Here is a 21997-nt window from a genome sequence, read left to right on the forward strand (position 1 = left end):
ATTCCCTCCAGTCTAATCACGTACTTCCGTGATTAGACTGGAAAAAATCAACCACCGCTCACTGGCGGAATCAATGCGACAACATCACCAGATTGTATTTTGTCATCTTCATTTGCATATTCCTCATTGATAGCAACCATAATTTGCTCTGAAACTGCGATATGATGTTCTTTTGCAATCATATCCTTTAATTCTGCAACGGTAATATTTTCACAGTCCATTTTTAGCTCGTTTGTTCCGGCTTCTTCTTGTAAATGCGCAAATAATAATACTTGAATCATTTTCTCATCTCCTTTCCAGGTTCTCCATTTGGATAAGGCGTTTTTTCTAATTGATCACCAATCCATGAATCGCCATCTTCCCAAAACTCTTTTTTCCAAATCGGAACAATTTGTTTAATGCGTTCCATGATGTATTCATTCGCTTCATACGCAGCTTTCCGGTGCGGTGTTGATACAGCAACAACAACGGCGATATCCGAAATTTGAAGTGTGCCGATGCGATGTGTAACCGCAACGTGTGTCCCAAGCCACTTCTCTTTCACTTCATCTCCAATTTTTGCAAGCATTTTTTCAGCCATTGTCTTATAGGCTGCGTACTCTAAATATAACGTACGGCGCCCTTTCGTAAATTCTCTTACAGTACCAGTGAAAGTTGTCACAGCACCACATTCACGGCGAATGACTTTATTTGTAACCTCTTCAATTGAAATTGGTGTATCTACTACTTCATAATACCTATGTGTCATCTTGCACCCCTTACTGTTTGTACGAGCCATTTCATATAAGTTTCTTCCTCTGTTATATGGAAAGTTTTATATGTTTCTCGTAAACCTTCTATGGCGTCATTCCAGGTGATAACCGCCATCACATTTTCTACTTGATTTAATAAAGAAATATCCTCAATTGAACGAAGCAAAACTACCTTTGGATAATTTTCTGTTTTATATCCTTCAATTAAAATAAGATCTATTTCAAAAAACTCATATAATCGAATGATTTCCTGCAAAGACCACTTATCCCGAAGAGAAGAAAGTGATAGTAATCCAGCTCCTTCTACACTGCTAACAATCGCACCCGCTTGCCTATGACGTTCACTATCCTTTTGCGGTACCTCAGGATAGCCCCCATGTCCGTGATGCTTAATTGTGGCAACTTTCATACCTTCATGTGAAAAAGCTTCAATCAATTTCTCAGTGAGCGTCGTTTTGCCGCTATTTTGATAGCCGACTATTTGTAAGATTGGAGCGGTTCTGCCCACGGCCACTCACTTCCTTGGCTTGATTCTAGTAATAACACTGAAACTATCATTCCAGCTTCAAATCCTCTTGTTCCTCCTGGTAGTACAATTAAAGCGTTGCTTTCCGCAAGAGAAGAAATTGCGCTTGATTTGTCGAGTCCTACTGGCATAGCTTGTAGCTGGCCATTCATAAACTCTGCCTTTCCCCTTACAAATCGTGTAAATGGATTTGCCTTTGGAAAATCTTTCTGTAATACGGCATCTGTACGATATGCATGTGGTTCTTTCGCATGAAGGAATGTTTGCATAACCGGATGAACAAGTAATTCAAATCCGACATAACAAGCGGCCGGGTTACCGGATAACCCAAACAACAGCTTCCCAGTTACTTCAGCTACAGTCGTTACACTCCCTGGTCGCATCGCAATTTTATTAAAAAGAACATTGGCATTTAATTTTTCATAAATCTCAGGCAAGTAATCATAATCACCTACCGAAACACCGCCCGTTGTAATCAATATATCCACTTCATCCAGTGCCGCTTTTACAGCTTCATAGCAAACCTCTAAATCGTCAGCAAGTTGCCCATAATATTTGACTTTCCCGCCGGCTTTAGTGATTTGAGCTGCAATCATATAAGAATTACTATTTCTAATTTTTCCTGGCTGAAGTGGTTCATGTACTTCTAACAATTCACTTCCAGTTGTTATAATCCCAACTACAGGCTGTTTTATCACGTTTACTGAACTATAGCCAAATGTAGCTAAAAGCGCCGCTACACCAGGGTTAATCTTCGTGCCTTTTTTCACAAGTATTTGATTTTGTTTTACATCTTCACCTTTAAATGAAACATTATCACCAGCTTGAAAAGAACGTTTTAACTTCATATATGTTTTTCCGTTTCTTTCAAATCCTTCTGTCAGCTCCAACATAACAACTGCGTCGCAATCTTTTGGAATCGCTGCCCCGGTCATAATCCGAACTGCCTCGAAGCTCTTTACTTCATCTGTAAAAACAGAACCAGCTCCGATTTCTCCTATCACTTCAAACTCAATCGAATGATTTTGACTCGCCTCTTTCGTATCTTCTGCTCGAATCGCAAATCCGTCATAGGGAGAACGATCAAAATGAGGGACATCATGATCTGCTACAACATCTTCTCCAAGAATTTTCCCGTAGCTTTCGGTAATAGAAACTTTTTCTGTTTCACCTTGCTCAGCATACCTCATCACCCTCGCTACTGCTTCAGCAACTGGAATTGGTACTCGTTTTTCTAACATTGTTTTCACCCCATATTTGCAAAATATCACATCTTGATTACACTTTATATTGTACAATGCTAATCATAATAGCAATTACTTCAAGGAGGAATCCCATGTCTTCATTCACTCACTTTAATGACCAAGGCCGTGCAAAAATGGTCGATATTAGCGATAAAAAAGTAACAGTGCGAACAGCAATTGCTCGTTCTAGCATCTTAGTTACAAAAGAAATTTATGATAAAATCTCCCGTAATGAAATTGGTAAAGGCGATGTATTAGCCGTCGCACAAATTGCTGGTATTATGGCTGCAAAACGCACTTCTGATATTATTCCGATGTGCCACCCTTTACTTCTAAAAGGAGTAGATGTCTCCTTCGACTGGGAAACAGCGAAAGAACAATATCGTCTGCTTATTGAAGTAAAGGTCAAAACAGAAGGTAGTACTGGCGTTGAAATGGAAGCTTTAACAGCAGCTTCTGCGACCGCTCTTACTGTGTATGATATGTGTAAAGCTGTTGATAAAGGTATGATTATCGGCGAGACATATTTACTTGAAAAAACAGGCGGGAAGAGTGGAGACTACGCGAGAAATCCACATTCCTAATCCTTTGAACCTAAAGGTTTTCCTTTAGGTTCATCCTATATATCTTGCATATAATCCCTTCGCCACCGTCGTATCATTCGTTCCGTGAATAAACGCTCTACCATCTGTAAATAACACAAAACGATATTCATCAATCAGAAACGATAATAAGTACGGTGTCATTTGTACATCCACACTTTTTTGTAAGCGCTTTTTAATTTCTTCTAGGTTAAGAATTTGTGGCACTCCCGGACGGATTTGCACCGTATTTCGTCCACATAATACTTCGGTTTTCATTTGCGATTCAAACGCTATACTTGGATACGTGCGCAGTTTTCCACAAGATAAACACGTATCTTTTTTCTGTCTATTTACTTTAAACGCCATATACTGATTGTTCCAAAGATCAAATGACAGCATCGTTTCACGAAGCGCCCCAAAATCTTCTACCAATATTTTAAGTGCCTCTGTCACTTGATGACTGGAAACTATTTGTACAGCTGGCTGTATAATTCCAGCCGTATCACATGTCGCGCCGCTTGATGGATGCTCCATCAAACAACGAAAACACGGTGTTTTCCCCGGAATAATTGTATATGTGACGCCGTAGCTTCCAACGCATCCTCCGTATATCCAAGGAATATTGTATTTTTGTGAAATATCATTAATGAGAAGACGTGTTTCAAAATTATCAGTCGCATCTAATATTAAATCTACATTCTGAATGAGCTCTTCCATTTCTTGCACCGCTACATCCGTTACAACCGGTACGATTTCTACTTCAGAATTAAACTGCCTTAAACGTTCAGCCGCTGCAACTGCTTTTGGCTTATACTCTTTTGCATCTGCTTCTGTATATAACTGTTGCCTTTGTAAGTTGCTCCACTCAACATAATCGCGGTCTGCAATCGTCAGTTTTCCAATTCCCGCCCTCACAATCGCCTCTGCATTTGCTGCTCCTAGTGCACCGGCACCAATAATGAGTACATGCTTTTCTCTTATTTTCCTTTGTCCTGTCCCGCCAATTCCCGAGAACAATATTTGTCTTGAATAACGCTCCTGCACGCTGCATCCCCCTTTCTTATCCTCCGATATAAGACATTTCAATTTTCGGACGATTATTTGCACTTTCTTCAGTTCGCTCATCAGAATACCGATCTGTCCGGTATTCCCATACAGCTTTCACTGCCTCTAATAAATCGGAATCAGAAATTCCTGTTCGAAGGAGCGTCCGTAAATCCTTTCCTTTCGTTGCAAATAAACACGTATAAAATTTCCCCTCTGCCGAAATCCGTGCTCTTGTACAAGAAGAACAGAAAGATTCAGAAACTGAGGTAATGAATCCAACTTCCGCATCACTTCTGGCATAACGATAGCGCTTCGCAACCTCTCCAAAATAATGAGGTTCTGCAGGTTCAATCGGATATACCCTGCTAATCTTTTCAATCAACTCTTGTTTCGTAATGACCTGTTCAAAATTCCATCCGTTCGTACTGCCAACGTCCATAAACTCGATAAAGCGAAGCGGAATTCCCTGCTCTTTAAAATAAGAGGCCATCGGAAGAATTTGACTATCATTCATTCCTTTTTTCACAACCATATTCACTTTCACATCAAGTCCAGCTTCTTTTGCTGCTGCAATCCCTTTTAGCACAGGTTTTGTACTAATATTCCGGCCGTTAATTTTGCGAAATACCTCGTCTTCTATCGCATCTAAACTAACATTCACTCGGTGTAATCCCGCTTCCTTTAACGCCTTTGCTTGTTTTGTTAAATGAATACCATTTGTTGTAAGTCCAATATCCGTTAAACCTTCAAGCTTCACAAGCCGTTCAATAAGCTTGGGTAAATCTTTTCTGAGCAGCGGTTCACCGCCTGTTAATCTAATTTTCTTTACACCTAGGTTTACAAATAATTTTGCTAATCGTTCAATCTCATCAAATGTAAGCAAAAATTCTTCTTGCAAAAATGCATAATCAGTTCCGAATACTTCAGCTGGCATACAATATGTACACCGAAAATTACAACGATCAATGACAGAGATGCGTAAATCTTGAAGTGGACGCCCTAAAGAATCTGTAATCTTCTCGTGCATCGTCACCCCTCCTTTTCTGCTAAATTCTATCTGTCTTCATTCTATTATAATATATTTTTAAACTGCGATGTTTTTGCTTAAGCTCTTTATTCATTTTCTATGTTTTTTAGTTGCCTCCATCATAGAAAAGAAGAAGAAGGTACGTTGTGATATTTCTCACATCGCCTTCTTCATTCAAAAATTCTTCACAAATTCGTTCAAATTTTATTCACATTTCAGATACAACTACTTTATTTGTGTACGATATTCTTCTCCCCACTCACGCATAAGAGTAATAATTGGTGTAAGAGATTTTCCGAATTTCGTTAAAGAATACTCCACTTTTGGTGGAACTTCTTTATATACCTCACGGTGAATGACACCTGCAGCCTCGAGCTCTCTAAGCTGCCTTGTTAACATGCGTTGTGTAATACCAGGCATCAATCTTAAAAATTGATTAAAGCGTATCTCTTCAGCATTCATCAAATGAAACAAAATAACACCTTTCCATTTTCCACCGATTACATCAAGCGTTACTTCTACTGAACAACGATTTATATGTTTCTGTTCCATATTTTCACTCTCCATTAGTATACAAATTGATACTATATGCTAAAAATGTGCGTACTTACATCATTCATTGTACTATTGTAGAATCAATTTTGTAATCAACTTACTATAAAAAAGTAAATTAAAAAAGGTGGTTGTTTAAATGAAACCTACAAAAGAAGAAATTTTAAAAGCGTATCAATTTAGACATGCATGTAAAGAATTTGATGTAAATAAAAAAATCTCTGATGAGGATTTTCATTTTATTTTAGAAACTGGTCGTCTTTCTCCAAGTTCATTCGGCTTCGAGCCTTGGAGATTTGTTGTCATTCAAAACCAAGAATTGCGCAACAAACTACTCCCTGTAGCATGGGGTGCACAAAAACAATTACCAACAGCAAGTCACTTTGTCATTATATTAGCTCGTAAAAAAGAAGAGATGATTTATAACTCATCCTATATTTCTAACTTTATGAAAAACATTCAACACCTCCCTGAAGAAGTGATAACGATGAAACGTGGTTTTTATAAAGAATTTCAAGAGTCTGATTTTCAATTACTAGAAAGCGACCGTGCCATGTTTGATTGGGCTTCTAGACAAACCTATATCGCTCTCGGAAATATGATGACTGCCGCTGCCCAAATCGGCATTGATTCTTGTCCTATTGAAGGATTCAATAAAGAAAAAGTAGAAGCTGTTTTAAAGGAAGAAGGTATTCTTTCAGATGAATCATTCGGTGTTTCTGTTCTAGTTGCTTTCGGTTATCGCGCAGAAGAACCGAAACATGATAAAACTCGTCAATCAATGGATACGATTGTTGAATGGATTAAGTAATGTAAAAGAGTGTCTACAAAAGACACTCTTTTTTCCGCATGAAAAGCAAACTTGTTCACAGCTAAAAATCACTTTATCACTTATAAATAAAAAGAAATTTCTTGCATTTTCACCATGTTTACATCCACAATAAGAAGTAGACTGCTTTAAAAAGAAAGGTGATTGCTGTGACAAACCGTACGGCATTATCAAACGATTTAAAAGAACTCCTTGCATCTGTTGAATATAAAGCACAGATTAATAAAGGACATTATATTTTCCAAGAAGGCGTGGAAGCGAAAGAACTCTATATTATTCACTCTGGAAAAGTACAAATTAGTAAAATTAGCGCTGATGGCCAAGAGTTAACACTTCGCATTTGTTCGAAACACGATATTATTGGAGAATTAACATTATTTACGGAGAATGCAAAATATTTATTGAATTCGAAATGCCTCGAGGATGTTGAGGTTGGCGTCATTAAACGAGATGCTTTAGAAAAGGCATTGCTTCAAAAACCTGCTCTCGCATTTGAATTTATGAAATGGATTAGTGAACATTTACGAAGGATGCAAACAAAATTTCGTGATTTAGTGTTACATGGAAAAAAAGGAGCTCTTTACTCCACACTTATTCGCATGACAAACAGTTATGGAATATTAAAAGAGAATGGCATTCTTATCGATCTACCTTTAACAAACCAAGAGCTTGCGAATTTCTGTGCAACCTCACGTGAAAGTGTAAACCGTATGTTAAATGATTTAAAAAAACAAGGAATTATTTCTATTCATAAGGGAAAGATTACGATTCATAATTTGCAATTTTTAAAATGTGAAATTGCTTGTGAAGATTGTCCTGCCTCTATTTGTAGTATTGAGTAGCCTCTCTATTTGAGATGCTACTCTTTTTTCTTTCTCCTTGATTCTACAAAAAACCTACATTTTGTGATGTGTAAAATATCACACCTTTCCCATAAAATGTTACGAATCTGATTTTTTGACAATCTGTTGAACTGTGATAGATATCACATCTCTATTTTGCACGCTCTCTTATAGTGAAAGTAAGCAAGAGAGACGCAATAAAGGAGTGAACAGTATGAAAAAGAAACCTTCAGCATTAATGAAACGTTTAAAATATTTTTCTCCAATAGATCGCTATAACGATAATCATACACAAGAAACATACGAAGATCGCGAATGGGAAAATGTGTATAGAAAACGATGGCAACACGATAAAGTAATCCGTTCTACACACGGCGTTAACTGTACTGGCTCTTGTAGTTGGAATATTTACGTAAAAGATGGAATTGTGACTTGGGAAGGTCAAGAACTTAACTACCCATCCACTGGTCCTGATATGCCAGACTTCGAACCAAGGGGATGTCCGCGTGGAGCAAGTTTTTCTTGGTACATCTATAGTCCGCTTCGCGTGAAATATCCATATGTACGCGGTGTTCTTTGGAATATGTGGCAAGAGGAGCTACAAAATCATAAATCACCATTAGACGCTTGGAAAAGTATCGTAGAAAACCCTCAAAAAGCACGTACTTACAAGCAGGCACGTGGTAAAGGTGGATTCATCCGTGCAAATTGGGATGAAGTATTACAACTTGTTGCCGCTTCTTTACTTTATACAGTAATCAAGTACGGTCCAGACCGAAACGTTGGTTTCTCACCAATTCCAGCCATGTCAATGCTGAGCCATGCTGCTGGTAGTCGCTTTATGCAGCTTATGGGTGGACCGATGCTTAGCTTCTACGATTGGTACGCTGATTTGCCACCAGCTTCCCCGCAAATTTGGGGTGATCAAACCGACGTACCAGAAAGTAGTGATTGGTATAACTCAGGTTACATTATGACTTGGGGTTCAAACGTACCAATGACAAGAACACCAGATGCCCACTTCTTAGCAGAGGTGCGCTATAAAGGAACGAAAGTTGTTTCCGTAAGCCCTGACTTTGCGGAATCCACAAAATTTGCTGATGACTGGATTAGCGTAAAACAAGGTACAGACGGTGCACTTGCGATGGCAATGGGGCACGTCATCCTACAAGAGTTTTACGTAGATAAACAAGTGGAATACTTCACAAATTACGCAAAACAATATACTGATTTCCCATTCTTTGTCACACTCAAACAACAAGGAGACCAATTCGTTGCAGATCGTTTCTTAAATGCGAACGATATCGGCCGTGAAACAAAACTTGGCGAATGGAAACCTGTTCTTTGGAACGATAACACGAAAGATTTCGCAACACCTCATGGCACAATGGGTTCACGTTGGGATAATGAAAAGAAATGGAACTTGCGTTTAGAAGATGAACAAACAGGCGAAAAAATTGATCCACGTCTTTCCTTACTTGGTATGGAAGATGCAGTGAGAACTGTGCAGATCCCATACTTCTCTGATGATGGAAACAAAGTATTAGAACGAACAATTCCAGTGAAAAAAATCACTACAGAAGAAGGCGACGTTTTCGTTACAACCGTGTACGACTTAACGTTAGCAAACTACGGTGTTAATCGCGGACTTGGCGGGCAGGAACCGAAAGATTTCAATGATGATGTTCCATTTACACCAGCATGGCAAGAAAAAATGACTGGAGTAAAGCGAGAACTTATTATTCAAATCGCTCGCGAGTTTGCTCAAAATGCCATTGATACAAACGGTCGCTCGATGATTATTGTCGGCGCTGGTATTAACCATTGGTTTAACTCTGATACGATTTACCGTGCGGTTCTAAATCTTGTTCTTCTCGTTGGTGCACAAGGTGTAAACGGCGGTGGTTGGGCGCATTATGTTGGGCAAGAAAAGCTACGACCAGCAGAAGGTTGGCAAACCATCGCAATGGCAAAAGACTGGCAAGGTCCGCCGAAACTACAAAACGGTACATCCTTCTTCTATTTCGTAACAGATCAATGGCGTTATGAAGATACACCAGTCGGACATTTAGCATCGCCAGTTGTCGGTAACTCACGCTATCAACATCACGGTGATTACAATGTGTTAGCTGCTCGCCTTGGCTGGCTACCTTCGTATCCAACGTTCGAGAAAAACGGAATTGAAATTTATAAAGAAGCTGTCGCTAGTGGCGCAACAACACAGGAAGAAATCGGGAAATACGTTGCGCAGAAGCTAAAAGATAAAGAATTGAAATTTGCCATTGAAGACCCTGATAACAAAAATAACTTCCCGCGCAACTTATTCGTATGGCGCGCAAACTTAATTTCAAGTTCCGGTAAAGGACACGAATATTTCTTAAAACATTTATTAGGTACAACAAACGGATTAATGAATGACGATAGCGATTCATTACGACCAGAAGAAATAAAATGGCATGAGGAAGCACCTGAAGGAAAGCTTGATCTACTAATCAACTTAGATTTCCGTATGGCTGGAACAGCACTTTATTCTGATATCGTTTTACCTGCTTCAACTTGGTATGAAAAACACGATTTAAGCAGTACAGATATGCATCCGTTCGTGCATCCATTTAATCCAGCAATCGGTTCTCCGTGGGAGGCTCGCTCTGACTGGGATATTTTCTGTTCCCTTTCGAAAGCAGTCTCTAATTTAGCAACAGAACTTGACCTTGAACCAATGAAAGAAGTTGTTGCAACACCACTTCTTCATGATACACCGCAAGAATTAGCACAACCACTTGGCAAGATTAATGACTGGAGCAAAGGTGAGTGTGAACCAATACCAGGAAAGACAATGCCGCAAATTCATGTTGTAGAACGAGATTATAAAACGATTTATGACAAGATGACAGCGCTTGGACCAAACGCTGGAAAACAGCCTATTGGTACGAAAGGAATTTCCTGGTCAGCAGAAAAAGAATATGAACAATTAAAGAGTAGATTAGGTGTTGTTCGTACTGATTCTATCGCAAAAGGATGCCCTGACATAACAGAGGCAATCAATGCTGCCGAAGCAGTGTTAACCCTTTCTTCTACAACAAATGGTCATATGGCCGTAAAAGCTTGGGAAGCTCTTGAAAAACAAACAGATTTACAGCTTCGTGATTTAGCTGAAGAACGCGAAGAAGAATGCTTCACATTCGAACAAATTACAGCGCAGCCAAAAACGGTAATTACATCCCCTGCTTTTACTGGTTCCGAAAAAGGAGGACGTCGTTACTCACCATTTACAACGAATGTCGAGCGTCTTATCCCTTGGAGAACGATAACAGGGCGACAATCTTTCTACTTAGATCACGATATGATGAAAGAATTTGGTGAAACGATGGCAACATTTAAACCAATCTTGCAACATAAACCGTTCCGTAAATCACGCCCTGAAGTAGAAGGGAAAGAAATTACACTGAACTATTTAACACCACATAATAAATGGTCAATTCATAGTATGTACTTCGATTCATTACCGATGTTAACGCTATTTAGAGGTGGTCCAACTGTTTGGATGAACAAAGACGACGCTGCCGAAGCTGGCGTTAATGATAATGACTGGATCGAATGCTTCAACCGTAACGGTGTTGTTGTGGCACGTGCCGTCGTAACGCACCGTATACCAAGAGGAATGGCCTTTATGCACCACGCACAAGATCGTCATATTAACGTGCCTGGTACGAAATTAACAAGCAACCGCGGAGGAACGCATAATAGTCCAACCCGCATTCATGTCAAACCAACACATATGATTGGTGGATACGGCCAATTAAGCTATGGATTTAACTACTATGGTCCAACCGGTAACCAGCGTGACTTAAACGTCGTAATCCGCAAACTGAAGGAGGTAGATTGGCTTGAAGATTAAAGCGCAAGTCGGAATGGTAATGAACCTAGATAAATGCATCGGCTGCCATACTTGTAGCGTAACATGCAAAAACACCTGGACGAATCGTCCAGGTGCTGAATATATGTACTTCAACAACGTGGAAACAAAACCAGGTATCGGTTATCCAAAACAATGGGAAGATCAAGAAAAATATAAAGGCGGCTGGGAATTAAAAAACGGTGAAATCCAGCTAAAGTCTGGTTCAAAAATGAAACGTCTTATGAACATTTTTCATAATCCAGATCAGCCTACAATCGATGATTACTTTGAGCCTTGGAACTATGATTATGAAACATTAACAAACAGCCCGCAGCGAAAACATCAACCAGTAGCTCGTCCGAAGTCAGCAATTACAGGCGAATTTATCGACAAAATTGAATGGGGACCAAACTGGGAAGATGATTTAGCAGGTGGACATATAACAGGATTACAAGATCCGAACGTCAAGAAAATGGAAGAAGATATTAAAACAGATTTTGAGAACGTCTTTATGATGTACTTACCTCGCATTTGCGAACACTGTATGAATCCATCTTGTGTTTCTTCTTGTCCATCTGGCGCAATGTATAAACGTGAAGAAGATGGGATTGTCCTTGTCGACCAAAATGCATGCCGTGCTTGGCGATTCTGTGTATCTTCTTGTCCATATAAAAAAGTGTATTTCAATTGGCAAACAAATAAAGCAGAGAAATGTACAATGTGCTTCCCGCGTATTGAAGCTGGTATGCCAACAATTTGTTCTGAAACATGTGTAGGACGTATTCGTTATATCGGAGTTATGTTATATGACGCTGACAAAGTAAAAGAAGCTGCTTCTGTTGAAGACGAAAAAGATTTATATGAATCTCAGCTTACTGTTTTCCTAGATCCAAACGATCCAGAAGTAGCAGCTGAAGCGAAAAAACAAGGTATTCCTGAAGAATGGATTAAAGCGGCTCAAGAGTCACCTATTTATAAAATGATCATTGATTGGAAAATCGCCCTTCCTCTTCATCCAGAATATCGTACAATGCCCATGGTTTGGTATATCCCACCGCTCAGTCCAATTATGAATATGGTGGAAGGCAAAGGAAGCAACTGGAAAGCAGAAGAAATTTTCCCTGCTATTGATAACATGCGTATTCCAATTCAATATTTGGCCAACTTACTGACAGCAGGCGATGAATCACATATTCGTCTTACATTGAAAAAAATGGCTGTTATGCGAACGCATATGAGAGCACTGCAAATTAATAAAGAACCAGATGAAGCTGTATTAGCAAACTTAGGCTTAACGAAAGAAGATGTGGAAGATATGTATCGCCTTCTTGCTATCGCAAAATACAAAGATCGCTTCGTTATCCCTACATCTCACCGCGAACAAGTTGCAGATTTATATAGTGAGCAAGGAAGCTGCGGTCTTTCCTTCGCAGGTGGCCCAGGTTCTTGTATGACGATCTCTTAAATAAAGGAGGCAGGCAAATATGAAACAAAGTTTACAAACCGCTTTTTCTTGTTCTTCCTTTCTTCTCTCCTATCCTGAACTAGGTTGGAGAGAAGCTTTACTAGAATTACAGGAAGCGATTCAAACGATTGAACACGAAGAAATCCGCGCATCACTTACAACATTTATAAAACAAGCACTAGAAAAAACAAACGATCAACTTATTGATTCTTACGTATATACATTCGACTTCGGAAAGAAAACAAATATGTACCTTACTTACATGAACACAGGTGAACAAAGAGAACGAGGAATTGAATTATTAGAGTTAAAACAGCACTATCAAAAGGCTGGCTTTGCAGCAACAGACAAAGAACTACCTGATTATTTACCACTTCTACTTGAGTTTCTTGCAAACGCGAATGAAGAAGATAGCGAACCGATTATGAGTAAATACACGAAAAATATACAAGCATTGCACAAGCAGCTACAAGAAGCAAATTGTATGTACGAACCAATTATCGCTGCCATTCTCCTCGCTATCGATGCCTGGGGAGTACAAGCGAATTAGAAAGGAGTGTCGTCAAAATGATGAATCAATTTTTATGGGTACTGTTTCCCTATATCATTTTCGCAATCTTTATCGGCGGACACATTTTCAGATACAACTATGATCAATTTGGCTGGACATCAAAATCTAGCGAACTATTAGAAAAGAAAATGCTCCGAATCGGAAGCTTGCTCTTCCACTTTGGCATTATGTTCGTAATCGGTGGACATATCATGGGAATATTAATTCCAGAATCCGTATACAGCTCTTTCAGTATTTCAGAGCATACGTATCATATGGTCGCTATCGGCTTCGGTCTTCCTGCTGGAATCGCTTCTATCGTCGGATTAGTCATTTTAATGTACCGCCGCTTTACAGTAAAACGCATTATCGTAACAAGTACAAAAGGAGACTACGTGGCCCTTGTCCTCTTATTCATCGTAATGTTAGCAGGACTATCCTCTACATTTTTCAATATTGATGCAAAAGGATTTGATTATCGAACAACAATCGGCCCATGGTTCCGCAGCCTCTTTGTTTTCCAGCCGAAAGCAGAATATATGGCAGAAGTACCTATTTGGTTTAAAATCCATATCATTGCAGCGATGGGGCTCTTTGCAACATGGCCATTTACAAGACTTGTACATGTCTTCAGCGTTCCTATGAAATATTTACAACGCAGTTATGTGATTTATCGTAAAAGACAGCCTATTGAATCTGAAAAAGCAAAAATTTAATAAAAATAGCACCTATCTCATAATAGGAGGATAGGTGCTGTTTTTTACATTCATATTCTATGTTTGTTGTTTTTACTATCTTACAACACTTGAATCCCAAGCATCATTGTTACCGGATTTATACCACACTCCACCGATTTGTTGCCAACCTGTTTGCAACAGAAAAGACTCCACTCGTTGTCTAACATTAGAACAAATTTGCGCAATATATAAGAATCATTGCGAGTGTCCTCTCATGTTATTATCCTTGCTCTTCTCCCTGTTTCCCTTGTAAACGGAGCAGACGAAAACGGATGATATGTTATAAGTATGTGAAAAACCCCCCGCTTTTGGCAGGAGGTTTTTCTATAGACCAGGCGCCGAATCAAAATTATCCGTATTCGGTGCAGCCTGTAAGATGCCAGTTGCGCTTATACCGGAATCTGTATTTCCACTTGCTCCTGCAGGTGCTCCTTTCGTATACGTTGTAGTTATTGTATCTCCTGGCTGTAAACAAACCTTTGTTGTTGTTCCAATTACTGTCACAACATCAATATAAGTTGGCCCAGATGCTCCACTATACGTCTTTGATGCACTAAATGAAGTATCCCTTAAATTATCTCCCGTAAATAGATTTCCATAGTTATTAACAATAATAAATTCTTTAATATTTGCCGGCATTACCAGTCAACCTTTCTTTTACGAACCTAATGTTAATTCACTTGTTTCTAACGGAGGAATAAATACAGTCCCCCTCGGTACCTCTGCTGGCATGCGCTTCCCATTTAAAAAGGTGGCAACGCTTGAAGCCCCAGAACCAGCATATATTTTCGCTACAGCAAATGGTTCGATACTAAAACAATCGCCTACATTTACCGCTCCTCGATTATTTATAATTTTAATCTTCCGAAGAAATGCACTCATAAGTAACCTCCTTTCTAAGAAAAGGATTCTTTTGTACACTGTATGCAAAAAAAAAAAACTTGAAACAAACACGTTTCAAGTTTTAAGAACGAACTATTGAATTTCACCTTCATATTGCAGCATACCGCCGACCATATTTACCGTTTTAAACCCTTGTTCATTTAAATAGTGACATACATTTTCACTACGCATTCCTGATCTACAAATAAAGATATATTCATTTTCTTTATCAAAGAAGTCGACTTTATTTGGGATATCACCCATTTTAATATGTACAGCTTCTGGAATTTTCCCTTGTGCTACTTCCTCATCTTCACGCACATCTACTAAAAATAATGTTTCTCCATTTTCTAAACGTTCTTTCACTTCTTCTGTTGTAATTGTTTTTACTTCCGTCATATCCATAATTCCTCCTTATATACAATGTAACTCTAAGTAATCAGCTTTTTCTTTACTCATCTATTCATCTCCAATTTTAGCATGCAAAATTACGAACGCAAACACTTGAAACTTCTTATCTTTTTATTGTTTCTCAGCACAATTGCAAATGAATCTATTTACAAATATAGCTTTTACATTGTATCCTCAATATACTTGTTTTACGAAAGGAGTCACTTGAAATGACACTTGTTCTTTTCATTATAGGTCTCATTTTTTTAACTCTTGCTATCATTTCACTTGGTGTATTTAACAAAAGTAAGCCTACACAATCTTCTCAAGAACGATCATTCCTCTATTTATTAATCGGCATTGCTTGTTTAGGATTGTGCATTGCAACATACCTCTTCCGTTTAAAAATCATCTAAAAAAAGGTGCCTGCTTAACGACTTGCACCTTTTCTTTTACACCTGGCTAGACACTCTTCTCCTTAAAAACTCATCCACTTTCTTTTCAAATAAATGAACATCTATTACTCCAGCCATATGACCATTTATACTTTCAATCTCATACAATTCCGCATACTTCCCTTGCTTCCTAAGCACGTCTACCATTTGATAATTATAACGAGAAGGTTGCAACAAATCTTGTTTGCATGGAATCATAAGCACATCTGCCTCGATTTGAAAAAGTGCTTCTTCTAAAGAAGAAAAGCCGTGGGCAAGATCATGTAATAATGTGGCCTTTGCTGTATACATCCATGAATTCGCATCAACAAAAGTAATATTTTGAAGTGTCAACGCATTTATATTTTGTTCAAATGACAGTAATGCCGAGAAATTCTCATAAGGTGCTGTTTCTGCACTATTACGCTGAAATGTCGTTTCATAATAGTGAGCATCAAATGCATTTATAAACATCATTTTTCCTGCTACATGTAATCCTTTCATTGGCTGTTCTTCCCCATAATTTCCATCATTCCACTTCGGATCTAACTGAATAGCTTCGATTGCATTTTGCAGAACATTAACCGACGTTACAACCGGATTTTGCGGGTTCGTAATTACACCAATCATCCGCTCTACCACATCCGGATAATGAACAGCCCATTGCTGTGCAATCATTCCACCAGCTGAAGGCCCTATGACAGCATGCAATCTTTTAATTCCCATGGCTTTCACTAATTCATATTGCACACGTGCCACATCTAAAAACGTAAATACCGGAAACTCCATCCCATATTCAAATCCTGTTATTGGATTGATTGATTTTGGCCCCGTTGTCATTACATAAGGATTCTTCACTTGTACATTGCAAATATTATCGGTACATATTACAAAATAGCGATCTGTATCAATTGCTTTCCCCGGACCAATCAGTCCATCCCACCATCCAGGAAATGGATCCTCTTCCGTATATTTTCCCGCGGCATGGCTTGTTGCACTAAAATAATGACAGACTAAAATCACATTTGATTTTTCCCAATTTAATTTACCGTATGTCTCATATCCAATCTGAACGGGAATTTTCATGCCGTTTTCAAATGTGAATTCTTTTAAATAAAAGTTTTCTTTTTTCACATGTAGCAATTTTTTCCCTCCTTCGCTACATTTCTTCCAACATGTTCATTCATATATTTTTCAGCTTATAAAAAGAGAAACTTTCTCTTAAAGGAAATTTATATATATAAAATGAAATTCCTTCTTACTCTCTTAAATAAGTGCATAATATACAAAAATACCCACAAACTAACATTATCTAACATCATTAAAGAGGGAATACATATGATATGGAAATGGTTTCGCAAGAAAAAAAAATCAAGTAAAACAGATTCAAAAGAGCAAGCTCAAGCTACTCAGCAAGACAAGCAAGATCAAAACAAACAACAGCAAGCTGCTCAGCAAGACAAGCAAACACAAAATAAACAACAGCAAGCTGCTCAAGATACGAAACAAGATACACAAACGCAGCAAAATAATAATAGCAATAGCATTTATGATTTCAGTAAACCTGAGAAAGAAAAGGCTCACTCTCTTCAAGATTTATTAGAAAACCTAAAAGCATCTAGTGATTTTGTAAGTTATCATACGTCAGATGATGAAACAATGCCGTACTGGATTTCTTATTATCGGCCATCACTTGATGGGGAAAAATTACAAAAATATTTAATGCCAGCATTACTAGAGCGTACATACTCTACATTAGAAGAATTAAAAGAACATATTCCGATGAGCGGGATTACGATTACAAACGACCTTCAAAAAATTGAAGATATGGTTTTAAAAGGGCATGCGATTGTACAGTTACATAAACAAGATCAAAAATGTATCTTAGCAAATATCACAATTGATAATTATCGGGCACCATCTATTCCCTTAAATGAATCTACAGTTATTGGTCCACAAGAGGGATTTGTAGAGGATATTGATACGAATATTAACTTAGTACGTAAACGCCTTCCGGTGTTAGCACTACAAACAAAAGAAGTTATCATTGGGACGTTCTCTAAAACAAAAGTTGTCATGATGTATTTAGAGAATCTTGCTGAAAAAGACAGTGTTGATTATTTAGAAGAATCACTTCGTACAATTGAATACGATCAAATCAACGACAGCTCCTATATTCAAGAATTAATGGGAGAAAAATCAATCTTCCCACTATATATTAATACAGAACGTACAGACCGAGTAACGACCGCATTAATTGATGGGAAAATCGCTATTTTTGTAGATGGTTCACCGAGCGTCTTACTCACTCCTGTTTCATACTTTGATTTTTTCGTTTCACCAGAGGATTACAACGTATCTTGGCTTTACGCTACGTTTTCAAGACTTTTACGACTCATTGCTGTTCTATTTTCCATCTGCGCAGCACCATTATATGTTGCCATTTTAAGTTATCATTACGAATTAATTCCAAGCGATTTACTCGAAACATTAATTTTATCAAGAGCACAAGTTCCTTTCCCACCTTTAATAGAAGCGCTCTTTCTAGAACTAGTTATTGATTTACTTAGAGAGGCCGGGGCTAGGCTGCCAATGAAAGTAGGGCAAACACTCGGTATTGTAGGCGGTATCGTAATCGGACAAGCATCTGTACAAGCAGGACTAACAAGTAATATTTTGTTAATCATTGTCGCCTTATCCGCGTTAGCTTCCTTTATCACACCGATTTATAAGATGGGGAACGCAGTTCGCTTACTACGATTCCCATTCCTTTTATTTGCAGAATTAGGTGGACTATTTGGAATTTCACTAGGTTTTATCTTTTTATTTACTCATCTATTCAGGCTTTCTTCTTTACGGAAACCATTCGCGCTCTTTTATCCAGCAAGGAAGCAATCAATAAAAGACTCTTGGGTCCGATTTCCGTTATCTATGATTGATACAAGGGATATTCAAGCAAGACCGCAACACGTAAAAAAATCAGCAACAGGAATTTCAATAAAACATACATCTGATTTTGATGAATAAGAAACGAGGTGCACCTATGAGTAAAGTCAAAACAAAATATCAAATATCTCCCATCTTTGTTTTCTTCTTAGTTCATAGTGCACAGTTCGGTGCTGGAGTTCTCGGGTTTGCACGCATTATTGCTAAAGTTGCAGGCTATGATGCTTGGATTGGCGTTCTTATCACTGGAATCATCATTCATATTCTCGTTTGGGTGATGTATTACTTATTAAAAAATACAAACGGCAACCTAATAGATCTTCATCAGCAAACTTTTGGAAAATGGCTCGGTAATGGCATTAGTATTGTATTCATGTTGTATTTTTTCGCTTTGAGTATATCCGTTGTTCGAACGTATGTTGAGATTGTTCAAGTATGGATGTTTCCTACCGGGTCCACTTGGATGTTCACAATCTTTTTATGTTTATTAAGTTACTACGTCATCTCATCAGGATTTCGCGTCATGACCGGTATCTGTGTACTTTCAATCGTGGGAACATTAGGTTATATTTTTCTTAGTTTTTTTATGTTGCGATACGCACATTGGGAAAATTTACTTCCTGTTTTTTCACATTCTTTCGGAGATATTTTAAAAGCATCTCAATTTTCAATTTATAGTATGACAGGCTTTGAAATCTTGCTTATGATATACCCATTTGTGAAGAATCCCGAAAAATCTCATAAATTTGCACAATATGGTGTATTGTTCTCTAACATTTTATATTTATTTAGCACGATTTTGGCATTCGCTTTTTTTAGCGAAAAACAGTTATCAAAAACAATTTGGTCTCAACTTTCCATGACACAAGTTATTAAATTACCCTTTATCGAACGACTAGAATACATTGCCATCTCTGGCTATGCACTTGTAATTCTTACAAGTTCTATTCTTCCATTATGGGCCGCTACAAGAGGAACGCATGAAATCTTTCATGTAAAGCAAAAATACATTTTACTTTCTTTCATACTAATTACCATTATTGTTTCACAACTTTTAACAAACAGGCACGATATCAACGATTTTATTAGTTATATTTCCAAAATTAGTCTTTGGCTTATGTATGTTTACATCCCAATCTTATTTCTTATCGTGTGGGTGAAAAGAAAATGGAAAAAATCAAGAGAAAACTAATTCTTCTTTCATGTATTTGTTTATTCACCATAACAGGCTGTTTGCAAAAAAATATTGTTGATGATGTTCAGTTAATTCAAGGGGTTGTTTTTGATACAGCAAAAAACAATAAAATAAAGGTGACATCGGTTTGTCCGGTGCAACGAAAAGGAAATAAAGTACAGGTCTACGAAGGAGTAGCAAATGCCGTTAAACAAGTAAAAGCTGATACTTCTTTGGAATCTTCTCAACCATTTGCAAGCGGACAAATGCGCATTGCTTTGTTTACTACAAAAATTGCCAAAAAGGGATTGTCGACCTCCTTTGACACATTGGTTCGTGATGTCAGCATCGGAAACTCATTGTATGTTGGATTATTAGAAGGAAATGGACCTGAGCTGTTTAAAGGAAAATATACAACTTCAGCTAATGTTGCTATTTATATAACAAAAATGTTAGAGCATAACATGCAAACAGGCCCCTTACCAACTGATAATTTACATTTAGGTGCATTTCGTTATTATCGTGAAGGCCAAGATTCTTATATGCCTATCCTAAAAAAGAGTAAAGACAAAATCAAAATCACTGGCATTGGACTTTTAAAAAAGGATAAGTATGTCGGAAAAATTGATCAACAAGATATGTTCGTATTTAAGGGATTATTGGAAAAACATCGGTTAGATTCACACGAATTTAAAAGTAATAATGGATATGTAATGATCAATAATATACGCTCCAAGCCAACGTATACTGTAAATGTAAAAGCTGGAAAGCCTTCCTTTTTAATTAAAGTAAAAATGGATGCACGCATTCTAGAACTTTCGAAACAAATAAACCTAGAAAATAAAAAGAACACTAAAAAAATATCACGAGAAGTTGAACAACGCTTAAATGCTAAAGCCGCAAAACTTATCAAAAAATTCAAATCTCTAAATGTTGATCCCCTTGGGCTAGGAGCTCAATTTAGACAACACTATAGACCATTTAAATTAGCAGAATGGCAAAAAATGTACAAAGACGTACCTATCACAGTAAAGTATAAGGTTAATATTACAAATTCAGGTGTAATCGAATAATAGGAGATATAGTTTCCTCAAAATGTAAGATAATGATTGAACTCCTCTTTCGGTCATGATACAACGGAGAGAGGAGTTTTTTATACTACTTACAAAATTACTTACATAGAGAAAAAGATATTTACGGGGGAGCTTATGTCTAAAAAGTTAGTAAAGCCTATTTTATATGGTATCCTATTTCTCAGCGTCTTTTTATTTGCTCATACATACTTAAAAAATGTTTCATTTACACGTTATTTACTTGTTGTTGTACCAATGCTACTTGTGGGGATGTTTGGGATTGATCTTGCTGTATCATTTTTAATAAAAAAAGAAGAGTAGCGATAGAGAGAACATCTTATTTTATATAGGATGTTCTTTTTATTAAATAATCTCCTTATGTTACAATGAAACTCGGCACAAAACGAGAAAGGATGAAACAACATGACTAACGAAAAAGGTTTAGATAAAGGATATGAACTTGTCGCAAAAATGCACGAGGTATTTGGACATCCTGTTACAGATGTACCAACAAAATTAACTGAAGAGCGTGCAAAAATTCGCGCAAGCTTTATGCAAGAAGAGCTAGAAGAGTTTTTAGAAGCTAATACTGTAGAAGATCAATACGATGCATTAATTGACCTTATTTATTTCGCGTTTGGAACATTTGCAGAAATGGGAGTACGTCCTGATAAAGGCTTTGAAATTGTAAACAATGCCAATATGGCAAAACTATTCCCTGATGGAAAACCACGCTTCCGTGAAGGCGACGGAAAAATTTTGAAACCAGAAGGCTGGCAAGCACCAGAGCCACAGTTACGTGCTGAAATTGAGCGTCAACGCCAAGAAGCATTAGCAAAAGCAGGAAAATAAATAGCCCGGTAGCTTCTATTGTTGCAGCTTATTTTGTCAAGAGGTTGATGTGTTGTATCAAATCGCAGATATATTTAAAGAAGCAACGATATATCTAAGAAAGGAGCTCTCTTTATAAGGAGAGCTCCTTTTCTTATTTCTTCTTCTTTTCTGTCGGTTGGCTTTGTTTAGCGAAATTAGATGAATCATCGAA

At 37.7% G+C, this 21997-nt stretch carries 24 protein-coding genes; 13 read left to right on the plus strand and 11 right to left on the minus strand.

Annotation, left to right across the window (positions count from 1 at the left end; all coding sequences use genetic code 11):
* Positions 1–47 precede the first annotated feature (47 nt).
* From moaD to M014_RS0122755, 4 genes are read right to left on the minus strand one after another with little or no spacing between them, the layout of a single operon-like run.
* A complete protein-coding gene (gene moaD, locus M014_RS0122740; RefSeq protein WP_026593745.1) occupies positions 48–281 on the minus strand; it encodes a molybdopterin converting factor subunit 1 in 234 nt (77 codons plus the stop codon).
* Entirely contained in the window at positions 278–748 is a 471-nt protein-coding gene (locus M014_RS0122745; RefSeq protein ID WP_026593746.1) for a molybdenum cofactor biosynthesis protein MoaE, read from the minus strand. The genes moaD and M014_RS0122745 overlap by 4 nt, the downstream gene beginning before the upstream one ends.
* Positions 745–1266 carry a molybdopterin-guanine dinucleotide biosynthesis protein B gene (mobB, locus tag M014_RS0122750; RefSeq protein WP_026593747.1) on the minus strand — a complete coding sequence of 174 codons (522 nt, stop codon included), beginning with the start codon at positions 1264–1266 and terminating at the stop codon, positions 745–747. Before mobB ends, M014_RS0122745 begins: the two co-directional genes overlap by 4 nt.
* Positions 1230–2519 (minus strand): molybdopterin molybdotransferase MoeA, encoded by a 1290-nt coding sequence (locus tag M014_RS0122755; RefSeq protein WP_026593748.1) that lies wholly within the window; start codon positions 2517–2519, stop codon positions 1230–1232. The genes mobB and M014_RS0122755 overlap by 37 nt, the downstream gene beginning before the upstream one ends.
* A gap of 95 nt (positions 2520–2614) precedes the next feature.
* On the opposite strand from M014_RS0122755, the gene moaC reads away from it, so the two are divergent.
* Positions 2615–3106 carry a cyclic pyranopterin monophosphate synthase MoaC gene (gene moaC, locus M014_RS0122760; protein WP_026593749.1) on the plus strand — a complete coding sequence of 164 codons (492 nt, stop codon included), beginning with the start codon at positions 2615–2617 and terminating at the stop codon, positions 3104–3106.
* Positions 3107–3136: 30 nt separating this feature from the next.
* On the opposite strand, the gene M014_RS0122765 is transcribed toward moaC, so the two are convergent.
* The 3 genes from M014_RS0122765 to M014_RS0122775 form a co-directional block, all read right to left on the minus strand.
* Positions 3137–4150 carry a molybdopterin-synthase adenylyltransferase MoeB gene (locus M014_RS0122765; protein WP_026593750.1) on the minus strand — a complete coding sequence of 338 codons (1014 nt, stop codon included), beginning with the start codon at positions 4148–4150 and terminating at the stop codon, positions 3137–3139.
* A 16-nt stretch (positions 4151–4166) separates the two neighbouring features.
* Positions 4167–5180, minus strand: coding sequence for a GTP 3',8-cyclase MoaA (gene moaA / locus M014_RS0122770; RefSeq protein WP_026593751.1), 1014 nt, complete (start codon positions 5178–5180; stop codon positions 4167–4169).
* 225 nt (positions 5181–5405) lie between these two features.
* Positions 5406–5732 carry a winged helix-turn-helix transcriptional regulator gene (locus M014_RS0122775; RefSeq protein ID WP_026593752.1) on the minus strand — a complete coding sequence of 109 codons (327 nt, stop codon included), beginning with the start codon at positions 5730–5732 and terminating at the stop codon, positions 5406–5408.
* A 139-nt stretch (positions 5733–5871) separates the two neighbouring features.
* Between M014_RS0122775 and M014_RS0122780 the strand changes: the two genes are divergently transcribed.
* The 6 genes from M014_RS0122780 (at position 5872) to narI (ending at position 14032) form a co-directional block, all read left to right on the plus strand.
* On the plus strand, positions 5872–6543 hold the full coding sequence (locus M014_RS0122780) for an NAD(P)H-dependent oxidoreductase (protein ID WP_026593753.1): 672 nt from the start codon (positions 5872–5874) through the stop codon (positions 6541–6543).
* Positions 6544–6710: 167 nt separating this feature from the next.
* Entirely contained in the window at positions 6711–7403 is a 693-nt protein-coding gene (locus tag M014_RS0122785) for a Crp/Fnr family transcriptional regulator (protein ID WP_026593754.1), read from the plus strand.
* A 214-nt stretch (positions 7404–7617) separates the two neighbouring features.
* Positions 7618–11301: a nitrate reductase subunit alpha gene (locus M014_RS0122790; RefSeq protein ID WP_026593755.1), complete on the plus strand. Its 3684-nt coding sequence runs from the start codon at positions 7618–7620 to the stop codon at positions 11299–11301.
* Positions 11291–12766: a nitrate reductase subunit beta gene (gene narH / locus M014_RS0122795; RefSeq protein ID WP_026593756.1), complete on the plus strand. Its 1476-nt coding sequence runs from the start codon at positions 11291–11293 to the stop codon at positions 12764–12766. Before M014_RS0122790 ends, narH begins: the two co-directional genes overlap by 11 nt.
* Positions 12767–12785: 19 nt before the next feature.
* The gene (gene narJ / locus M014_RS0122800; RefSeq protein ID WP_026593757.1) at positions 12786–13316 is read left to right on the plus strand and encodes a nitrate reductase molybdenum cofactor assembly chaperone; all 531 of its coding nucleotides are present in this window, start codon (positions 12786–12788) and stop codon (positions 13314–13316) included.
* A 17-nt stretch (positions 13317–13333) separates the two neighbouring features.
* A complete protein-coding gene (narI, locus tag M014_RS0122805; RefSeq protein ID WP_026593758.1) occupies positions 13334–14032 on the plus strand; it encodes a respiratory nitrate reductase subunit gamma in 699 nt (232 codons plus the stop codon).
* A gap of 345 nt (positions 14033–14377) precedes the next feature.
* Here narI and M014_RS0122815 read toward each other — a convergent pair whose 3' ends face one another.
* From M014_RS0122815 to M014_RS0122825, 3 genes are all read right to left on the minus strand, one after another.
* Positions 14378–14692: a hypothetical protein gene (locus tag M014_RS0122815; protein WP_026593759.1), complete on the minus strand. Its 315-nt coding sequence runs from the start codon at positions 14690–14692 to the stop codon at positions 14378–14380.
* Between the two features lie 18 nt (positions 14693–14710).
* Positions 14711–14935, minus strand: a complete 225-nt coding sequence (locus M014_RS0122820; protein ID WP_026593760.1) for a spore germination protein — start codon at positions 14933–14935, stop codon at positions 14711–14713.
* A 93-nt stretch (positions 14936–15028) separates the two neighbouring features.
* Positions 15029–15334: a rhodanese-like domain-containing protein gene (locus M014_RS0122825; protein WP_026593761.1), complete on the minus strand. Its 306-nt coding sequence runs from the start codon at positions 15332–15334 to the stop codon at positions 15029–15031.
* Between the two features lie 221 nt (positions 15335–15555).
* Here M014_RS0122825 and M014_RS0122830 point away from each other — a divergent pair, with 221 nt between their 5' ends.
* Positions 15556–15741 carry a hypothetical protein gene (locus tag M014_RS0122830; RefSeq protein ID WP_026593762.1) on the plus strand — a complete coding sequence of 62 codons (186 nt, stop codon included), beginning with the start codon at positions 15556–15558 and terminating at the stop codon, positions 15739–15741.
* A 36-nt stretch (positions 15742–15777) separates the two neighbouring features.
* Here the strand turns inward: M014_RS0122830 and M014_RS0122835 are convergent, their stop codons facing one another.
* Entirely contained in the window at positions 15778–16845 is a 1068-nt protein-coding gene (locus tag M014_RS0122835; protein ID WP_051588620.1) for an alpha/beta fold hydrolase, read from the minus strand.
* Positions 16846–17097: 252 nt separating this feature from the next.
* Here M014_RS0122835 and M014_RS0122840 point away from each other — a divergent pair, with 252 nt between their 5' ends.
* The 5 genes from M014_RS0122840 (at position 17098) to M014_RS0122860 (ending at position 21804) form a co-directional block, all read left to right on the plus strand.
* Complete coding sequence (locus tag M014_RS0122840; RefSeq protein WP_081811110.1) at positions 17098–18786, plus strand: spore germination protein; 1689 nt, start codon at positions 17098–17100, stop codon at positions 18784–18786.
* A 16-nt stretch (positions 18787–18802) separates the two neighbouring features.
* Positions 18803–19897 carry a spore germination protein gene (locus M014_RS0122845; RefSeq protein ID WP_026593765.1) on the plus strand — a complete coding sequence of 365 codons (1095 nt, stop codon included), beginning with the start codon at positions 18803–18805 and terminating at the stop codon, positions 19895–19897.
* Positions 19873–20952 (plus strand): Ger(x)C family spore germination protein, encoded by a 1080-nt coding sequence (locus M014_RS0122850; protein ID WP_026593766.1) that lies wholly within the window; start codon positions 19873–19875, stop codon positions 20950–20952. The genes M014_RS0122845 and M014_RS0122850 overlap by 25 nt, the downstream gene beginning before the upstream one ends.
* A gap of 135 nt (positions 20953–21087) precedes the next feature.
* Positions 21088–21273 carry a hypothetical protein gene (locus M014_RS0122855; RefSeq protein WP_026593767.1) on the plus strand — a complete coding sequence of 62 codons (186 nt, stop codon included), beginning with the start codon at positions 21088–21090 and terminating at the stop codon, positions 21271–21273.
* 102 nt (positions 21274–21375) lie between these two features.
* Positions 21376–21804: a haloacid dehalogenase gene (locus M014_RS0122860; protein ID WP_026593768.1), complete on the plus strand. Its 429-nt coding sequence runs from the start codon at positions 21376–21378 to the stop codon at positions 21802–21804.
* Positions 21805–21997: the final 193 nt, after the last annotated feature.

It is taken from the genome of Bacillus sp. UNC437CL72CviS29 (genome assembly GCF_000482345.1).
Classification (GTDB): Bacteria; Bacillota; Bacilli; order Bacillales; family Bacillaceae_G; genus Bacillus_A; species Bacillus_A arachidis.